The sequence below is a fragment of the Martinezella paranaensis genome (assembly GCF_014200235.1).
Classification (GTDB): domain Bacteria; phylum Pseudomonadota; class Alphaproteobacteria; order Rhizobiales; family Rhizobiaceae; genus Rhizobium; species Rhizobium paranaense.
This window is the reverse complement of the sequence record NZ_JACHBI010000001.1, coordinates 113,928-130,342: the sequence shown is the minus strand read 5'-3', so window position 1 is coordinate 130,342 and position 16,415 is coordinate 113,928. Positions and strand designations below refer to the sequence as shown.

The window sequence follows — 16,415 nt, the reverse complement described above, 5'->3', positions numbered from 1 at the left end:
TATGACAGGAAGGGAATAGGGAAAACGCGCCCGGCCAAGATGCCAACGCTTTCAGAAAGAGATGACCGGATGCCATTCATCCCGCTTTCCTTTGTCGTCGCCATCCTGCTCCTCATCTTGTTCGTCACAGTGATGAAAAGCAGCGATGAGTCAGCGTCGATTGGGAGAGCACCTAACGCCCCCTTTCTTGTATTGATCCTGCTGAGCGCTTTCCAAGCCTTTCTCTCAGGGTTGCGCTGGGGATACGGCATCGAGGAAGTGATGTATGTCGCCCCGGTGGGCGCCGCCCTCGTGCCACCATTGGTCTATTGCGGTGTAGCCAAGCTGGTCCAGAAAAGCGGCGTCTCCTCCGGCGCCCGTCTCGGCCTGCATGCGATCCCTGCCATCCTTGTCGTTTTGCTGATGACTGTCTGGCGAAGTGCGATTGACGTGGTGCTGCCTGCAATCTTCATCGGGTATGCCGGAGCGATCCTGCTTTTGATGCGATCAGGACCAGACGCTCTGAGGCGAACCCCGTTCGAGAGTGCGACATCAGTCTATCGGGCGCTGATTTTCGCCGCTGTGACGCTACTTCTGTCGGCCGCCCTGGATCTGTTGGTGTTCCTGGATTTTTCCTGGACCCAGGGCAGGCATGCCCCAGCCATGGTGGCGATCGGCAACCTCCTCGCGCTGATCATACTGTCGATCGCCAGCGCCGTGGCCGTACGCGGCCGGGCACCCGCCGAAACCGACGACGTGAAGCCTCCTGTCGACGAGCCGACCGACAAAGAAACACTCGGCGCAATTCGGTCTCTGATGGAGACAAAGCGGGTCTACCGCGACCCAGATCTCAATCTCGATCGCCTGGCGCGCAAAGCTGTCCTTCCGGCCCGGCAGATTTCGACGGCGATCAATCGCACCACCGGCAAGAACGTTTCCCAGTTCGTCAACGATTTCCGCATCGCCGATGCATGCCGGCTACTTGCCGACACGGACAAATCCGTAACCGAGGTGATGTTTGAAGTCGGTTTCCAGACCAAATCCAATTTTAATCGCGAATTCCGCCGAGTGACTGACATGACACCGGTGCAGTGGCGACAGACCCGGCCAAATCCCACCTGAGCCGGCCATCCTGACGTACAAGATCGCGATTCGGTACGACCAGAAACGTGTTCGAGGTCGAGATCAGGGCCGAAGCCGCCCTTGGTGACGCTATGAAAGCGCTCACAAAGGAGATTTCGATGAGAGTCCGGGCCATGCTTTGCGTTGTTGCAATCCCCATGATGATGCAACACGCAGCCGGCGCCAACGAATACGTTGGTGTACATCAAATCGTGGTGCCATCCAAAGAACGCGGCAACAATCTCAACGTAACAGTTTGGTACCCGGCAAAGTCGGGTGGTGAGCCCGTCGTGCTTGGCGAGAGCGTGTTCTTTGCAGGAACGCCGGCCATGCGCGATGCGCCAATCTCCGACGGAAAATTTCCGCTCATCCTTCTTTCCCATGGTGCTGGCCTGGCCGGAAACCCGCAAGCTATGAGTTGGATTGCAACGCCCTTGGCTCAGCAGGGCTTCGTGGTGGCAGGTCCGACGCATCCGGGAAATTCGGGTGAGAACAGGTCCGCAGCCGAAACGATGAAGATCTGGTTGCGACCTGGCGATCTCACCGAAACCTTGAATGCAATGGAGACGGATTCGTTTTTCAAAGCCCACCTTGACCAAGGCAAGATCGGTGCGCTCGGTCTTTCCATGGGTGGCAACACGGCTTTGGCAATAGCGGGTGCCCGCATAGACCCAAAACTCCTGGCAAGCTATTGCGATACGGACGCGCTCAATTCCTCTCTTTGCGAGTGGGTCAGGCAAAGCGGCGTTGATCTTCACACCATGAATTTACAATCCGCCGGTCGCGACAATGAAGACAAGCGCATTCGCTTCGCAATGGCGATCGATCCTGCCCCGATCGATATCTTCGAATTCAAAAGTTTTTCTGGCATTTCTATCCCGGTCGACATCGTAAATCTCGGTCAGCCAGGGAAAATTCCGCCGACAGCAGAGGCTTCCGAGGTGGCGAAAGCCATTCCAACGGCGAGTTATACGGCGATCGGGGATGCGAGCCATTACAGCATGTTTGCCGAATGCAAACCCGGTGCGTCAGAGATCGCGGCATCTGAAAAGATCGGTGATCCAATCTGTACAGACGGCGGAGGGCGGTCACGAAACGAGATTCATGCGCAACTGATTGACATGACCACCGTTGCTTTCAGCCACGCGCTAAAGACAGACCCGTAAAGCCGCGCAGTCGTTTCACAAATCGAACTGATAGGTTTTCGGGACATAGCGGAGCCCTTCCGGCTGCTTCTCGACGAAGCCGACGGCGGGGAATGGCATGTGGAAGCCGAGGAAAGGGATGCGGTCCGTGGCGATCATGTCGAAGATGCGGCGGCGGGTCTTGGCGGCCTGCGCCTTATCGATATCAAAACGTACTTCCCAATCCGGACGTCCGAGCGAGAGGATGTAGTGATTGGCCGTATCGCCGGTCATGACCAGCTGCTTGCCGTCCGATTCGAGATGGAAGACGAGATGACCGGGCGTGTGGCCGGGAGCGAGCATGGCGGTCATGCCGCTGACGATCTGATCGCCATCTCTGAGGAAAGTCATCTTTTCGGCAAAGGGCACGACATTGGCTAGCACGGCTTTGTGACCGCCTTCGGCGGGCGTTCCTTCGCGTGACTTGTCAGTCCAGAACTCATATTCGATCGCGCCTGTGACATAGCGCGCATTCGGGAAGGCCGGAGCGCCGTCCTCCATCAGGCCGTTGATATGGTCGCCATGCAGATGTGTCAGGGCGACGACGGTCACCTGCTCCGGCGTGTAGCCGACAGCCTTCAGGCCTTCGCGAAAGCGGCCCAAACCGCGGGGGCGGCCGGCAGCGCCAAAGCCGGTGTCGACGACGATCACGTCTGAACCGGTATCGATGATCGCAGGTGCATAGCTGTTGACTAGCTTTTCGGTCGGCAGGAAGTTCTGCGCCAGAAGCTTCCGCACCGTTTCCGGAGCCTGGTTCGACCCGAAGGTTTCCCAGGGATTATCCAGAATGCTTGCGCCATCCTTGACAACGGTGATGGTGCAGGACCCCAGCTTGAACTGATGGGTCTCGGGCGGCAGAACAACGGCTGTCATGATCTCATTTTCTCCAATGGTGGCAGCGTAAGCTGCGCCTGTCACCGTCTTCGGCGGCGGCAATACGAGCTTTCATGGCCGATAATTCGCCATGACATCTCGATCCAAATCCGCTAATACGCCAAACGACGTTTTATGCGCTTAGCATTTCTATGCGTTTAGCATATGTCGAACTTGGTAGCCTATACCGTGCGGCAACGGCATCACCAAGACGTGATCTCCAGGAAGCCAAAGGGCGGAATCGGAGATTGGCAGAGGCCGCACATAGGACTACAGAGCGGGTGCCCGTCTCATGCGGACCCCTTCCCCGAAGACACGACTCACCCAAGGCATATGCCTATGAATCGCATCGTTCCCCTGATCCTTGCCGTCGCGCTTTTCATGGAGCAGATGGATTCCACCGTGATTGCGACCGCCTTGCCGGCCATCGCGGCGGATCTCCATGTTGGTCCGATCACGCTGAAACTGGCGCTGACATCCTATATGGTGTCGTTGGCGGTGTTCATTCCGATCAGCGGCTGGATGGCGGATCGCTTCGGCGCGAAGAACATCTTCCGGCTCGCCATCTGCGTCTTCGTCATCGGTTCGATCATGTGCGCCTTCTCGGGCGGCCTCCTGGAATTCGTCGCCGCCCGCTTCCTGCAAGGTCTTGGCGGCTCGATGATGACGCCGGTCGGGCGCCTTGTGCTGGTGCGCACGACGCAGAAAAGCGATCTGGTCTCGGCCATGGCGCTGCTTTCCATTCCCGCCCTCGTCGGTCCTCTCGCCGGGCCGCCGCTCGGCGGTTTCATCACCACTTACGCATCCTGGCACTGGATCTTCCTGATCAATGTGCCCGTCGGCGTTCTCGGCGTCATCCTGTCATCGATCTTCCTGCCGGATGTCGAGGCGACCATGCCGCCGAAACTTGATTTCATCGGCTTCCTGCTGACATCCTTCGCCGCCGCCGGCGTCGTCTTCGGTATGTCGGTCATCAGCTTGCCGGCCCTGCCGCCGTTCATCGGCATATCGGCCATCGCTATCGGCTTCCTCTGCGGCTTCCTTTACGTCGGCCATGCCCGCCGCCATCCGGCGCCGATCCTCAACCTGTCGCTTCTGAAGAATGCCACCTTCCGCGCTTCCGTCACGGGCGGCACGCTGTTTCGCATCTGCATCGGCGCCATGCCGTTCCTGACGCCGCTGATGCTGCAGCTCGGCTTCGGCCTCAATCCGTTCCAATCGGGCCTCATCACCTTCGCCGGTGCTATCGGCGCCATCAGTACCAAGTTCATCGCCCGCCGCGTCTTCACTGCCGTCGGCTTCAAGACGGCGCTGCTGTCGGCGGCAGGCATCACGACGCTGACGACGATCTGCACCGGCCTGTTCCAGCCCTGGACGCCGCATCTCATCATCATCGGCGTGCTGCTGATCGGCGGTTTCTCACGCTCGTTCTTCTTCACGGGGATCAATGCGCTCGCCTACGCCGATATCAGCGACAAAGAGGCAAGTCAGGCCACATCGATGAGCTCGGTCATGCAGCAGATCAGCCTGGCGCTCGGCGTTGCTGTCGCCGCCATGATCCTGGAAACGTCGACCTTCTTCAACGGCACGGAGCTGCAGGTCCGCGATTTCCACATCGCCTTCTTCTGCATCTCGGTCCTGACCGTGCTTGCCACCATCCCGTTTATCCGCATGGACCGCAGCGCCGGCGCCTTGGTCTCCGGCCACAAGGCCAGCCTGAAGCGCGTGGCCGCGACGCAGCCGCAGGTGCCGATGGTGAAATGATGCGATCCTACCTTCTCCCCAGCGAGGAGAAGGCAAAAAACCTACTCAGGCCGCTCGCAGACGGCGCTGAGCTTGTTGCCGTCGGGATCGCGCACGTAGGCCGCATAGAAATTGGCATGGAAAGAGCGCAGGCCCGGCTTACCCTCATCGGTGCCGCCATGGGCAAGGGCTGCGGCATAAAAGGCGTCGACATCGGCGCGGCTTTCTGCGTGGAGAGCCACCATGGAGCCGTTGCCGATCGTGGCCTTGCGGTGATTGTAGGGAACCACGACCCAGAAACGGCATCGTGTATCGCCATCGGCCGCATAGCCGATTTCCTCATCCGATTCGCGTTGGCGCCGGTAGCCGATGACCGGCAGAACCGCGTCATAGAAGCTGCGTGCACGCGGAATATCGTTCGAGCCGAGAGTGACGTAGAGAAGCATGAAGAATGCGCTGCCTGCTGCCGATGGGACTGTATCATCGGACAAAAGCGATGGCTAAATCAAGCACTCGTTGCTTCGTCGTCTGTCTTGCGGCCCTTGAAGCCCTTCGCCAACAGGAACATCTCCACCGATTCGGCCCTGGATGCGCCCGGCTTCACATGAACGACCTGGCGGAAATTCTGCTTCAGGAAGGCCAGCAGGTCACGCTCCGTACCGCCCTGGAAGGTCTTGGCAAGGAAATGCCCGCCTTCGGCCAGGACTTCGACGGCGAAACGCGCCGCGACTTCGCAGAGATGCATGGTCCGCAGGTGGTCGGTGCGATGATGGCCGGTGGTCGGCGCTGCCATATCGGATATCACGAGATTCGGCGTGCCGCCGACGGCATCGATCAGCCGCTGCGGCGCTTGCGGATCAAGGAAATCGAGCTGCAGGATGCTGACCCCCGGGATCGGCGCCATTTCGAGAAAGTCGATGGCGGCAACGCGGATATCCTCTTCGGTCGAATCGGTCACCTTGGCGGCGATCTGCGACCAGCTCCCCGGCGCCGCACCCAGATCGATGATGCGGCGTGCGCCCTTGAGGATCTGGTGCTTCTCGTCGATTTCCAGCAGCTTGAAGGCAGCACGGGCGCGATAGCCCTCAAGCTGCGCACGCTGCACATAGGGATCGTTGATATGCCGCTCCAGCCATTGCCGCGAGGAGGCCTTCAGCTTCTTTTTCTTGACGCGTTGGCCGAGTTTGCGGCCCGTACGGTTACCGGCGATGGTTGGCTTGGTCACGTCTGCGGCCCCTTCATATCCCTCGGTCGATGACCCCGGCGCGAGCGGCCCCGCCGCCACACGCCATCGTCTGCCATCATGTCGGTCAGCAATCCTTCACGCAGGCCGCGATCGGCGACGCGCATGCGCGGGCTCGGCCAGCGGCGGCGGATCGCCTCGAGAATGGCACAGCCCGCCAAAACGAGATCGGCGCGGTCCGGCCCAATGCAGGGATTGGCGGCGCGGCCGGCGAAATCCCAGGAAAGCAGCTTCGCCTGCATCGCGGTCACTTCGTCGTCTGACAGCCAGACACCATCGACACGGCGCCGATCGTAGCGCGGCAGATCGAGGTGAACGCCAGCAAGCGTCGTCACCGTGCCGGACGTGCCGATGAGATGGAAATCGCCGCTGTCGCGGGCAGCGCCCTGAACCGGCGGGCAATCGAAGCGTTCGAGCATGCCTTCGACTTCACGCACCATGGTCTCGAATAGATCCGGCGTGACGTCGCGGCCGCCATGGCGTTCCGAAAGCGTCACGACGCCAACCGGCAGCGAGGTCCAGTGGGTGATGTGATTGGCGAGCCGACTGGAGCGGTTTTCGCCAATGCGGATGACGGCGATTTCCGACGAGCCGCCGCCGATATCGAAGAGCACAACCGAGCGCGCCTCGGGACCGACCAGCGACGAGCAGCCGGAGACGGCAAGCCGCGCCTCGGTCTCCCGATCGATGATTTCCAGCCGCAGGCCGGTTTCTTCCGTCACGCGGGAGAGGAACGCTTCGCCGTTCTCCGCCGCACGGCAGGCTTCGGTGGCGATCAACCGCATGCGGCGGATCTCACGCGTCTTCAGCTTGCCGGCGCAGATGCGCAAAGCCTCGACGGCCCGATCCATGGCATCGCTCGACAGCCGGCCGCTGGCGCCAAGTCCCTCGCCGAGACGAACGATGCGGGAAAAAGCGTCGACAACGCGGAACTGGCCAGGCCTCGTCGGCTGCGCGATCAGCAGACGGCAATTGTTGGTGCCGAGATCGAGTGCCGCGTAGAGATCGACGGGACGGTAGTCACCATCGGCATGATGATGCGGCGCGTGGCCGTCACGGCGCTGCTGGGGTGGATGCCGATTATCATGTTCATTGCGGGCAGGCGCCTGTTCGGCGGTAGCAGCAGCGGCCGGGGCGACGATCTGCGCCGTCTTCTCATGCACCAGCGGGCGACCCTGCAAACCGCGCTTGCTACGATGCTTGCGCCTGTTCTTGCCGTTCTTGTGCGACGGCCCGGCCGCAGCGCGCTGTTCCGGCGCTGAAGAAGCCTGTTGCTGCTGGGTTGAGGAAGCGTGCTGCGCACCATCATGCGCCCCGCCACGGGAACGCCGGCGACGCTTGCGCTTTTTGCCCGGAGAACCGGTGTCGTTGTCTATCGGGCGTGTCGCCGCCGGGCCGGACGTGCCGGTCTGGTTGGCCTCCGCAGAAAAAGCGTTCGGACGGGCGGGACCGCCACGCTTACGCTTACCGCGCCGGGAGGATTTACCCTTCCTGCGCTCTGCTACCGACGCCCCGTTTGCCTGCGGCGCTCTGCCGCTGTCGGGGTCACTCACGTATCTTTTCCACCGCGCCGCGCAAGGCCCCAGGGCATGCTGCAGGCGCTCATTCGATTTTCGTTGGGCGGAGAATATCAGCAGGAAGAGTTTTCGCCAAATTCTTTTTGAATCGCGCGATTTACGGAGCGCTAACTCTTCCTACGCGTTGGGAAAAAGGCTCGATCTCAAACCGCCAGGCTTCCCCGAACGCCATCCGCCAGCGCCTTCATCCGGTCGATCGGCAGATGGCCGATCAGCATGAAGGCGTGGGTGGCGTTCGACCAATAGACGACATTCATGCCGCGGCGGTTTTCCATGTCCGGTGCGGCAGCGCCTTTGGTCGAGGGGATGATGCAGAGCGCCATCGGACCGCTTTCGGGATCGAGATAAGCGATCTGCGCCAAGGGTTTACTGTCGTAATTCAATAGCTGGGCGCGCTTGAAATCGATGCCCGGCAGAGCAACGGTTTCGGGCGTCAGCGTGAGGCCGAGCTTGGAGCCTACTTCGCTCAATTGCGCGGCTTGTTCTGCATGATCGCCAGCCGGTGCGCTGAGCGTATCCGGCGTATAGAGCGAAAGATATTCGGCGACGACGGCGCGCCAGTCACTGCCCTCTTCCGGTTTGTCGATGCTGCGGCGGATACCGATCGCGGCGCGGTCGATGGCGACGCCCACGACAAGGCACGCCGCGATTGCGGACAGGAAACCACGGCGGCTAACGCCGGAAACGGCCTTCTTTTGCTCGTTTGTGAAAGGAATCGCGGCAAGCATGGCGGTAAGCTTGGCGCTTGGGGCGGCGGCAAGCACGGGCTCGAATGCCTCACGGAAGGGCAGATCACCGCGCGACAAAAAATCGAAGCGTTCCGCCACCTGGGCGTCGCTGGTGATCAGCTTTTCGATCTTTCCGCTCTCGGCGGCATCCAGCTCGCCGTCGATGAAGGCGGTGAGCAGCTCGTCCGAGGGCATGTTGCTGTTGTCCAATTCACTCATTCCCGTTCCCCAGTCGCCCACCCCCAGAAAGTCGCGCGCCATCCGCCGATCCCGCACCATCGGCAAGCTTCGCCCGCGCCGCCGCCAGCCGGCTCATCACCGTTCCGATCGGCACATCCAAAACCTCCGCCACCTCGCGATAGGAAAGCCCTTCCACATAGGCGAGGAACACGGCGGTGCGCTGCGCTTCCGGCAGCGCCTGCACCTGCTTCAGCACCTGACCGGCGAGAATATGCGTCTCCGTCTCGCGGGCGCCGTCAAAGACCAACGTCTCGTCGGCATCGACAAAACCCTGGCCCATGCGCACGCGGCGCGCCCGGATCTCGTTCAGCCAGATCGAATGCAGGATCGAAAACAACCATCGATCGAGCCGCGTACCGGCTGCGAACTGACCAGCCCGCTCCAGTGCTCTAACGCAGGTCGCCTGCACCAGATCGTCCGCGACGTCGCGTTGGTGCGACAGCACCACCGCATAGCGCCAGAGCCGCGTCAGATGCTGCGACAGACCGGCCCTGATATCCTCTTCGCTGGCTATGGCACCCTCCGCGAGGTTCGCGTTTTTGGGAATCGCCGGTCGTGCCGGCGGTTCCGATCTTACCCGACTATAAGCAGAAATTGTGGAATGAGCGACTGACACTCGTATATCCCTCTAAATGCTGACTGCTTATAGATCCGACGCCTGAAATCAGAGGCTCGACGGATGCTGGATGGCCTGGTTCAGGTCCTGGTATTCCTCACAGGACGTGTTGCCGCAGAGCGTCTTGATCGTGCTCAACTGATCCTTGGCGAGGTCGATCTGGCCCTTGATGACGTAGGCTTCGCCGAGATATTCGCGAACAAGCGAATATTTCGGGTCCATTGCGACCGACTTCAGGTAATAGGAAATGCCTTCATCCGTGCGGCCGAGCTTGCGGGTGGCGTAGCCGCGATAGTTCAGTGCTTCCGCCGTGTTCGGGTTCTGCATGGTGTCTAGAACTGCCAGCGCTTCTTCATAGCGGTGGTCCTCCTTAGCGAGCGAATAAGCATAGTCGGCGCGGTTTTCGTCGGTGATATTGGCGCCCTGCTGTTTCACGCACTTCTTTGTCTTCGTGTCGTAGATTTCGCCCTTCTTGCAGGTCGGCGTCGTGCTGCTGTTGTCGCCAGCCGCGAAAACCGGAACGGTGAAGGCACCGAGGGTGAGGCAGGCGCCGAGAGCGACAGAGGCCAGGCGGAAAGCGGTAGTCGTCATGGGATTGCTCCTTGGCAAATGAACGTTGCGATGGGAGAACACGCCATCCGTTCATTTTATTCGCGGGCGACAAAGATTTTTCTCGCGCTCTCACCCGCAACCTGCCGTCACTCTTTCGTGACCGCTGCCACGCCGAATAATTTCTGGTGCTGGCGTGTTTCTACCTGCGTACCCGCCGAGGGTCGCAAGGAGAAACAAGTGACCGATACCGTCAAGCTTGTCAGTCTGGCTGTCGCTACGCCCGACAACATCATCTACCAATCGGAGGCCGCCGAGACCGCCGGCCGCCTGTTTTCCGATCGCTTCCGCGATTTCAAGCATCTCGCCCGCGTTTTCGAAAGCGCCGGCATCCGCAAACGCTATGTTGCCCGACCGCTCTCCTGGTTCGAGCAATCGCATGGTTGGCAGGACCGCATGGAAGCCTATGCCGAGGTCGCAAGCCAGCTCTTCACGAAGACCGCGACTAGCGCGCTGGATCGCGCCGGCCTGAGGGCGGAAGAGGTTGATTGCATCGTAACGGTGTCGTCAACCGGCATGACCACGCCGAGCCTGGAGGCTCGGCTCTCGCGCGAGCTGGGCTTCCGCTCCGATATCGAGCGCGTGCCGGTCTTCGGCCTTGGCTGTGCGGCCGGCGTTTCCGGCCTTGGCATCGCCTCGCGCATGGCAAAGAGCCGGCCCGGCGCTGTCGTGCTCTTTGTTGCCCTCGAACTCTGCTCGCTTGCCTTCCGGCTGGACGAGCTGACGCGGCCGAACATTGTTGCGACAGCATTGTTCGGCGATGGCGCGGCCGCCTGTGTCCTGCGCGCCGGCAAGGATGGTCTCGCGGAGATCGAATCGACGGGCGAGCATCTCTTTCCCGATACGCTCGGCATCATGGGTTGGAAGATCGACGATACCGGTTTCGGCATCATCCTGGACCAAGCGCTGCCGCCCTTTGCCGAAGCGAATATCAAGCCCGCCGTCGCCGGCATTCTCGAACGCGCCGGCCTAACGATATCCGATGTCGATCGCTTCATCTGCCATCCCGGCGGCGCCAAGGTGCTGGTGGCGCTCGAGACCGCCTTCGGTCTCGAACCCGGCTCGCTGGATATAGAACGCGAGGTGATCAGCGATTACGGCAACATGTCGTCGCCGACCGTACTCTTCGTGCTGGAGCGAGCGATCAATGCCGGCCTGCCACCGCGTTCGGCTCTCGTCGCCATGGGTCCCGGCTTTGCGGCAAGTTGCGTCACGCTGAAGAGGGCAGCCTGATGGTCTGGCCATCGATCGCACTTTTGACCTTCGTCACCCTGCAGCGGCTGGCCGAGCTGCTGCATGCCCGGCGCAACACCGCCGCCCTCCTTGCGCAAGGCGCCCGGGAGATTGCCCCGGAACACTATCCCTATATGGTCGCGATGCACGCGGCCTGGCTCGTCGGTCTGTGGCTTCTGGCCGCAGACCGACCGGTCAGCCTGATTTGGTTTCTCGTCTTCATGGTGCTGCAGAGCTTACGCGTCTGGGTGCTGGCGACCCTGAAAGGGCGCTGGACGACGCGGATCATCGTGTTGCCGAGCGCAGCCTTGGTAACACGCGGACCCTATCGTTTCCTCAGCCATCCGAACTATGCGGTGGTCATCGGTGAGATCGCCGTGCTGCCGCTGGCGTTCGGCCTTCCGCTCTTCGCCTTGATCTTCTCCCTGCTCAATGCCGCCATTCTCACCATACGCATTCGCGCTGAAAATGCGGCTTTGAAACAGGTCGTGGCTTGATTGCATTTTTCATTTGCGCCGCAGCATTTTGGCAGGCATTTTCGATGCTTGAAGCGTGGTTCTTGAATAAGATCATGCGCAAATACAAGAAGCACGCGGATAGCAGGGAACATGACAAAAGACGCAATCGTGCTCGGTGCAGGCATCGTCGGCATCTCGACGGCCATCCATCTCCAGCGGCGCGGGCGCCAGGTCATCCTCGTCGACCGCAAAGCCCCAGGTGGAGAGACCTCCTTCGGCAATGCCGGACTGATCCAGCGCGAAGGCGTCGTGCCCTACGGCTTTCCGCAGCAGTTCGGTCTGCTCCTGCGCTATGCCTTCAACAACCGCATCGACGCGCATTATCACCTGCGCGCGCTGCCGGGGCAGATTGCCTTTCTCGCCCGCTATTGGTGGAATTCCAATACCAAGCGGCATGAGATGATCTCACGCGCCTATGCGCCGCTGATCGAGCATTCGATCAGCGAGCACAACGACCTCATAGAAGCGTCTCACGCCGAGGAACTGATCCGCAAGAACGGCTGGATGGAGATTTTCCGCACGAACGAGAAACGCGATGCGGAATTCGCCGAAGCCGAACGTCTCAATCGCGAATTTGGCGTTACTTACGATGCGCTGACCGGCGCCGATATCGCGACATTGGAGCCGCATATCAGGGGCAGCTTCTCCGGCGGCCTGCGCTGGCGCGATCCCTGGTCCGTACTCGATCCGCATGGGCTGACCGCTGCTTACCGCGCTTATTTCGAGAGCATTGGCGGGCGTTTTGCGATCGGAGACGCCGCCTCGCTCGGCCGGTCCGGCTCCCACTGGAAGATGGTGACGTCGGAGGGTTCGATCGAAGCCGAGGATGCGGTCGTCGCTCTCGGCCCCTGGGCCGATCTCGTGACGAAGCGTTTCGGCTATGCGTTTCCGCTGGGCGTCAAGCGCGGTTATCACATGCATTACGGCGCCGAGGGCAACGCCATCCTCAACAATTGGACGCTTGATGCCGAGCGCGGCTATTTTCTGGCGCCGATGAACCGCGGTATCAGGCTGACGACCGGGGCGGAATTCGCCCTGCGCGATGCGCCGAAAACACCGATCCAGCTCGACCGTGCCGAAGCCGTCGCCCGCACCGTCTTCCCGCTCGGCGAGAGGCTCGATCCGGAGCCCTGGATGGGCGCCCGCCCCTGCACCCCGGATATGATGCCGATCATCGGCAAGGCGCCGCGTCACGACGGCCTGTGGTTCGCCTTCGGCCACGCCCATCATGGGCTGACGCTGGGGCCTGTGACCGGGCGCGTGCTCGCCGAGCTGATTACCGGAGAAAAGCCGTTCATCGACATCTCGGCCTACGCACCGAACCGGTTCGCACCCTGATACATTGAATTTAGCGGATTGCGTCGAGACCCTTGAGCGCGGCCTCGACGATGCCGTCGACCGTGTCATCGATGCCGACCGTCACGACGCCGGGTTCGCCGGTCGGCACTTCCAGCGTTTGCAGTTGGCTTTCCAGCAGTGAGGCCGGCATGAAATGGCCCTTGCGCTCGCCCATGCGCTTGGTCAGCAGTTCCTTCGAGCCATCGAGATAGACGAAATAGAGGTGCCCGCCGGCGGCGGCGCGCAGACGCTCACGATAGCTACGCTTCAAAGCGGAACATGACACGGCGATCGCTTGGCCTTTCGCAAGACTGGCGGCGATCTGCTGGCCGATCAGGTCGAGCCAGGGCCAACGATCCTCATCCGTCAGCGGAATGCCCTTGCTCATCTTCTCGACATTGGCCGCGGGATGCAGCGCATCACCCTCGACAAAATACTGACCCCGCAGCGCCGCCATCTTTTCGCCGATGGACGACTTGCCGCTGCCGCTGACGCCCATGATGATGACGGCGATCGGGGCTTTTGACATATCGCTCATGGTGCTTCCAGCCATCAATCGAGCGGATAGAAACAGGAGAATTTATGCGTTCCCTCGCCGAACAATTCCGGCGTCACCTGGCGGCATTTATCCTGCGCACGCCAGCAACGCGGATTGAAGTGACAGCCGGTCGGCGGATTGAGCGGAGACGGCAATTCACCCTGCAGGCGGATGCGGTTCTTCTCGCGCTCGGGATCGGCGATCGGCGTCGCCGACAATAGCGCGGCGGTATAGGGATGGCGCGGGCGGGTGAACACCTCTTCCGCCGTACCGGTCTCGACCGGCCGGCCGAGATACATCACCATCACGTCGTCGGCGATATGGCGAACGACCGAAAGACCGTGGGAGATGAAGAGATAGGCTAGCCCCATTTCCTTCTGCAGGTCCATCAGAAGGTTCAGCACCTGCGCCTGGATCGACAGGTCGAGCGCGGAGACCGGCTCGTCGAGCACCAGCACCTTCGGCCGCAGCATCAGCGCACGGGCAATGGCGATGCGCTGGCGCTGGCCGCCGGAGAACATGTGCGGATAACGGTCGTAATGTTCCGGGCGCAGGCCGACACGCGCCATCATCTCCTCAGCCTTGCGGCGGCGGGTGGCGGCATCATCGTCGGTATTGATCTTCAGCGGCTCCTCGAGAATGGAGCCGACCTTCTGGCGCGGATTGAGCGAGCCATAAGGATTCTGGAAGACGATCTGCACGGCGCTGCGCAGGCTGCGGTCGCCGAGCTTCGCCGGCTTACCATCGATCAGCAGTTCGCCCGCCGTCGGGTCCTCGATCATCGTCACCAGGCGGGCGAGCGTCGACTTGCCGCAACCGGATTCGCCGACGACAGCAAGCGTGCGGCCGGATTGGAGGCTGAAGCTGACGCCGTTCAACGCCTTGACGGTCGCCTCCGGCTTGAAGGCGCCGCGCTTGACGGTGTAGAAACGGGCGAGATCGCGCCCTTCGAGAACAGCGCCCGTCATTAACGGCCTCCTGCTGCTTGCGTGGCGGCAAGGCCGGGATGGCCGTGCGGCTTGCCGTGTTCCAATGGATAATTGCAGAGTGCCACGCCGAGTTCCGCGCCCTGACGCTTGACGCCACGGTCGCATTCCGGCGTCGCAAACGAGCAGCGCGGCGCGAAAAGACAGCCCGTGGGGCGATCGTGCTGGCCGGGCACGACGCCGGCGATCGACGGCAGGCGCTCGCCGACCACGGCGCGTTCTGGCAGAGCTGAAAGAAGTGCTGCCGTATAGGGATGATGCGGATCGCGGAACAGGGCCTTCACCGGCTGCTCCTCGACCTTCTGGCCAGCATATTGCACCTGCACGCGCTCGGCGGTTTCTGCTACCACGCCCATGTCGTGGGTGATCAGCACCAGCGCCATGCCCTGCTCTTTCTGCAGCCGCGCAAGCAGATCGAGGATCTGTGCCTGGATGGTCACGTCGAGCGCGGTGGTCGGCTCGTCGGCGATCAGAAGCTTCGGATTGCAGGCAAGCGCCATGGCAATCATGACGCGCTGGCTCATGCCGCCGGACATCTGGTGCGGGAAGTTCGACAAGCGATCCGCAGGCGCCGGGATACCGACAAGATTCAAGAGCTCGATCGAGCGCTCACGGCGCGCCTTGCGGTCGAGACCCATGTGGATGCGCAGGGTCTCGCCGAGCTGAAAGCCGACCGTGAAGCACGGATTGAGGCTCGACATCGGCTCCTGGAAGATCATCGCCATGTCCTTGCCGATGATCTTGCGGCGCTGGCGCGAGGAGATGCCACGCAGGTCCTTCCCATCGAACGTCATGCGGTCGGCGGTGATCTTCGCCGTCCAGGGCAGAAGCCCCATCATGGCCAGCATGGACACAGACTTGCCGGAACCGGATTCGCCGACGATCGAGAGTATTTCTCCCTTATCGCAGGTGAGAGAGACGCCATCCACCGCACGGAACAGGCCGGATGCGGTCTGGAATTCAACGGTGAGGTTTTCAATATCGAGAAGCGGCATCACGACCTCTTCAGCTTCGGGTCGAAAGCATCGCGCAGGCCATCGCCCATCAGATTGATGGCGAGAACCGTGATCAGGATGCAAAGACCGGGAAAAGTGACGAGCCAGGGATTGCTCTGGAAGAATTCACGCGAATCCGCGAGCATCGTTCCCCATTCCGGCGTCGGCGGCTGCGCGCCCTGGCCGAGAAAGCCGAGGGCGGCGGCATCGAGAATCGCGGCCGAGAAGGCCAGCGTCGCCTGCACGATCAACGGCCCCAGACAGTTCGGCAGGATGGTTTTGAACATCAGGCGAAGCGAAGTGGCGCCGGAAACCCGCGAGGCGATGACATATTCCTTGTCGCGCTCGGCCATCACCGAGGCGCGCGTCAGGCGAACGAAGTGCGGCTGGTTGACGATGGAGATCGCGATCATGGCGTTGGTCAGGCCAGGTCCCAGGATCGCCACCAGCACCAGGGCGAGCAGCAGCGAGGGAATGGCAAGGATGATGTCCATGATGCGCATGATGATCGTATCGGTGCGGCCACGAACATAGCCGGCGACGAGGCCGATCAGGACACCGGCGAGCGCCGAAAGCGAAGCAACCACCAGGCCGATGAACAGCGAAAACCGCGTGCCATAGATCAGGCGCGAGAGAAGATCGCGGCCATTGGCATCGGTGCCGAGGAGAAAGTCGCTATTGCCGCCTTGGGCCCAAGCCGGCGGCAGGCGCTGCATGGTGCCGCCATAGGCGTAGTTCGGATCATGTGGGGCGACCACACCGGCGAAGATCGCCAGGAACAGAACGAAGACGAAGATCACCAGCCCGATGACCGCGCCCTTGTTACGCGAGAAATAGTACCAGAACTCCGCGAGAGCGGAGGGGCGGTCGGATTTGAGACTTACCGTGCTCAT

17 protein-coding genes are annotated in these 16,415 nt (G+C 61.5%); 6 read left to right on the top strand and 11 right to left on the bottom strand.

The genetic code is table 11. The features are described from left to right. Positions 1-69 precede the first annotated feature (69 nt). Together GGD50_RS00615 and GGD50_RS00610 are read left to right on the top strand one after the other, a co-directional pair. The gene (locus GGD50_RS00615) at positions 70-1,101 is read left to right on the top strand and encodes a helix-turn-helix domain-containing protein (protein WP_107107105.1); all 1,032 of its coding nucleotides are present in this window, start codon (positions 70-72) and stop codon (positions 1,099-1,101) included. A gap of 119 nt (positions 1,102-1,220) precedes the next feature. Then, positions 1,221-2,267 carry an alpha/beta hydrolase family protein gene (locus GGD50_RS00610; protein ID WP_107107241.1) on the top strand — a complete coding sequence of 349 codons (1,047 nt, stop codon included), beginning with the start codon at positions 1,221-1,223 and terminating at the stop codon, positions 2,265-2,267. A gap of 15 nt (positions 2,268-2,282) precedes the next feature. Here GGD50_RS00610 and GGD50_RS00605 read toward each other — a convergent pair whose 3' ends face one another. Beyond that, entirely contained in the window at positions 2,283-3,158 is an 876-nt protein-coding gene (locus tag GGD50_RS00605; protein ID WP_107107240.1) for an MBL fold metallo-hydrolase, read from the bottom strand. A gap of 339 nt (positions 3,159-3,497) precedes the next feature. Here GGD50_RS00605 and GGD50_RS00600 point away from each other — a divergent pair, with 339 nt between their 5' ends. Beyond that, on the top strand, positions 3,498-4,922 hold the full coding sequence (locus GGD50_RS00600; protein WP_107107104.1) for an MFS transporter: 1,425 nt from the start codon (positions 3,498-3,500) through the stop codon (positions 4,920-4,922). Positions 4,923-4,963: 41 nt separating this feature from the next. Here GGD50_RS00600 and GGD50_RS00595 read toward each other — a convergent pair whose 3' ends face one another. The 6 genes from GGD50_RS00595 to GGD50_RS00570 all read right to left on the bottom strand — a co-directional run bounded on the left by GGD50_RS00595 (position 4,964) and on the right by GGD50_RS00570 (position 9,896). Continuing rightward, on the bottom strand, positions 4,964-5,347 hold the full coding sequence (locus GGD50_RS00595; protein WP_107107103.1) for a VOC family protein: 384 nt from the start codon (positions 5,345-5,347) through the stop codon (positions 4,964-4,966). A 59-nt stretch (positions 5,348-5,406) separates the two neighbouring features. Continuing rightward, complete coding sequence (locus GGD50_RS00590) at positions 5,407-6,126, bottom strand: RlmE family RNA methyltransferase (protein WP_107107102.1); 720 nt, start codon at positions 6,124-6,126, stop codon at positions 5,407-5,409. Next, positions 6,123-7,697 (bottom strand): Ppx/GppA phosphatase family protein, encoded by a 1,575-nt coding sequence (locus GGD50_RS00585; RefSeq protein WP_107107101.1) that lies wholly within the window; start codon positions 7,695-7,697, stop codon positions 6,123-6,125. Before GGD50_RS00585 ends, GGD50_RS00590 begins: the two co-directional genes overlap by 4 nt. Before the next feature lie 167 nt (positions 7,698-7,864). Next, the gene (locus GGD50_RS00580; protein ID WP_107107239.1) at positions 7,865-8,644 is read right to left on the bottom strand and encodes an anti-sigma factor family protein; all 780 of its coding nucleotides are present in this window, start codon (positions 8,642-8,644) and stop codon (positions 7,865-7,867) included. Between the two features lie 16 nt (positions 8,645-8,660). Next, the gene (locus tag GGD50_RS00575) at positions 8,661-9,305 is read right to left on the bottom strand and encodes an RNA polymerase sigma factor (RefSeq protein ID WP_107107100.1); all 645 of its coding nucleotides are present in this window, start codon (positions 9,303-9,305) and stop codon (positions 8,661-8,663) included. A gap of 48 nt (positions 9,306-9,353) precedes the next feature. Then, entirely contained in the window at positions 9,354-9,896 is a 543-nt protein-coding gene (locus tag GGD50_RS00570) for a tetratricopeptide repeat protein (protein ID WP_107107099.1), read from the bottom strand. Positions 9,897-9,914: 18 nt separating this feature from the next. On the opposite strand from GGD50_RS00570, the gene GGD50_RS00565 reads away from it, so the two are divergent. The 3 genes from GGD50_RS00565 to GGD50_RS00555 all read left to right on the top strand — a co-directional run bounded on the left by GGD50_RS00565 (position 9,915) and on the right by GGD50_RS00555 (position 13,003). Further along, positions 9,915-11,147 (top strand): type III polyketide synthase, encoded by a 1,233-nt coding sequence (locus GGD50_RS00565; RefSeq protein WP_331371071.1) that lies wholly within the window; start codon positions 9,915-9,917, stop codon positions 11,145-11,147. Then, positions 11,147-11,644: an isoprenylcysteine carboxyl methyltransferase family protein gene (locus tag GGD50_RS00560; protein WP_107107097.1), complete on the top strand. Its 498-nt coding sequence runs from the start codon at positions 11,147-11,149 to the stop codon at positions 11,642-11,644. The genes GGD50_RS00565 and GGD50_RS00560 overlap by 1 nt, the downstream gene beginning before the upstream one ends. A gap of 111 nt (positions 11,645-11,755) precedes the next feature. Then, on the top strand, positions 11,756-13,003 hold the full coding sequence (locus GGD50_RS00555; protein ID WP_107107096.1) for an NAD(P)/FAD-dependent oxidoreductase: 1,248 nt from the start codon (positions 11,756-11,758) through the stop codon (positions 13,001-13,003). Between the two features lie 10 nt (positions 13,004-13,013). Here the strand turns inward: GGD50_RS00555 and GGD50_RS00550 are convergent, their stop codons facing one another. Genes GGD50_RS00550 through GGD50_RS00535 form a run of 4 tightly spaced genes read right to left on the bottom strand, consistent with a single transcriptional unit; the run spans position 13,014 to position 16,415 of the window. Further along, entirely contained in the window at positions 13,014-13,541 is a 528-nt protein-coding gene (locus tag GGD50_RS00550) for a gluconokinase (RefSeq protein ID WP_107107095.1), read from the bottom strand. 14 nt (positions 13,542-13,555) lie between these two features. Then, the gene (locus tag GGD50_RS00545) at positions 13,556-14,509 is read right to left on the bottom strand and encodes a peptide ABC transporter ATP-binding protein (protein WP_107107094.1); all 954 of its coding nucleotides are present in this window, start codon (positions 14,507-14,509) and stop codon (positions 13,556-13,558) included. Next, complete coding sequence (locus GGD50_RS00540; RefSeq protein ID WP_107107093.1) at positions 14,509-15,522, bottom strand: ABC transporter ATP-binding protein; 1,014 nt, start codon at positions 15,520-15,522, stop codon at positions 14,509-14,511. The genes GGD50_RS00545 and GGD50_RS00540 overlap by 1 nt, the downstream gene beginning before the upstream one ends. Continuing rightward, positions 15,522-16,415, bottom strand: coding sequence for an ABC transporter permease subunit (locus GGD50_RS00535; protein ID WP_107107092.1), 894 nt, complete (start codon positions 16,413-16,415; stop codon positions 15,522-15,524). Before GGD50_RS00535 ends, GGD50_RS00540 begins: the two co-directional genes overlap by 1 nt.

What these genes read in the sequence shown, in the direction of transcription:
- GGD50_RS00565 (WP_331371071.1), top strand. Translation starts at nt 9,915, where the DNA reads ATGAACGTTGCGATGGGAGAACACGCCATCCGTTCATTTTATTCGCGG.
- GGD50_RS00535 (WP_107107092.1), bottom strand. Translation starts at nt 16,415, where the DNA reads ATGAGCACGGTAAGTCTCAAATCCGACCGCCCCTCCGCTCTCGCGGAG.
- GGD50_RS00610 (WP_107107241.1), top strand. Translation starts at nt 1,221, where the DNA reads ATGAGAGTCCGGGCCATGCTTTGCGTTGTTGCAATCCCCATGATGATG.
- GGD50_RS00545 (WP_107107094.1), bottom strand. Translation starts at nt 14,509, where the DNA reads ATGACGGGCGCTGTTCTCGAAGGGCGCGATCTCGCCCGTTTCTACACC.
- GGD50_RS00555 (WP_107107096.1), top strand. Translation starts at nt 11,756, where the DNA reads ATGACAAAAGACGCAATCGTGCTCGGTGCAGGCATCGTCGGCATCTCG.
- GGD50_RS00595 (WP_107107103.1), bottom strand. Translation starts at nt 5,347, where the DNA reads ATGCTTCTCTACGTCACTCTCGGCTCGAACGATATTCCGCGTGCACGC.
- GGD50_RS00550 (WP_107107095.1), bottom strand. Translation starts at nt 13,541, where the DNA reads ATGAGCGATATGTCAAAAGCCCCGATCGCCGTCATCATCATGGGCGTC.
- GGD50_RS00605 (WP_107107240.1), bottom strand. Translation starts at nt 3,158, where the DNA reads ATGACAGCCGTTGTTCTGCCGCCCGAGACCCATCAGTTCAAGCTGGGG.
- GGD50_RS00615 (WP_107107105.1), top strand. Translation starts at nt 70, where the DNA reads ATGCCATTCATCCCGCTTTCCTTTGTCGTCGCCATCCTGCTCCTCATC.
- GGD50_RS00560 (WP_107107097.1), top strand. Translation starts at nt 11,147, where the DNA reads ATGGTCTGGCCATCGATCGCACTTTTGACCTTCGTCACCCTGCAGCGG.
- GGD50_RS00570 (WP_107107099.1), bottom strand. Translation starts at nt 9,896, where the DNA reads ATGACGACTACCGCTTTCCGCCTGGCCTCTGTCGCTCTCGGCGCCTGC.
- GGD50_RS00540 (WP_107107093.1), bottom strand. Translation starts at nt 15,522, where the DNA reads ATGCCGCTTCTCGATATTGAAAACCTCACCGTTGAATTCCAGACCGCA.
- GGD50_RS00600 (WP_107107104.1), top strand. Translation starts at nt 3,498, where the DNA reads ATGAATCGCATCGTTCCCCTGATCCTTGCCGTCGCGCTTTTCATGGAG.
- GGD50_RS00580 (WP_107107239.1), bottom strand. Translation starts at nt 8,644, where the DNA reads ATGCCCTCGGACGAGCTGCTCACCGCCTTCATCGACGGCGAGCTGGAT.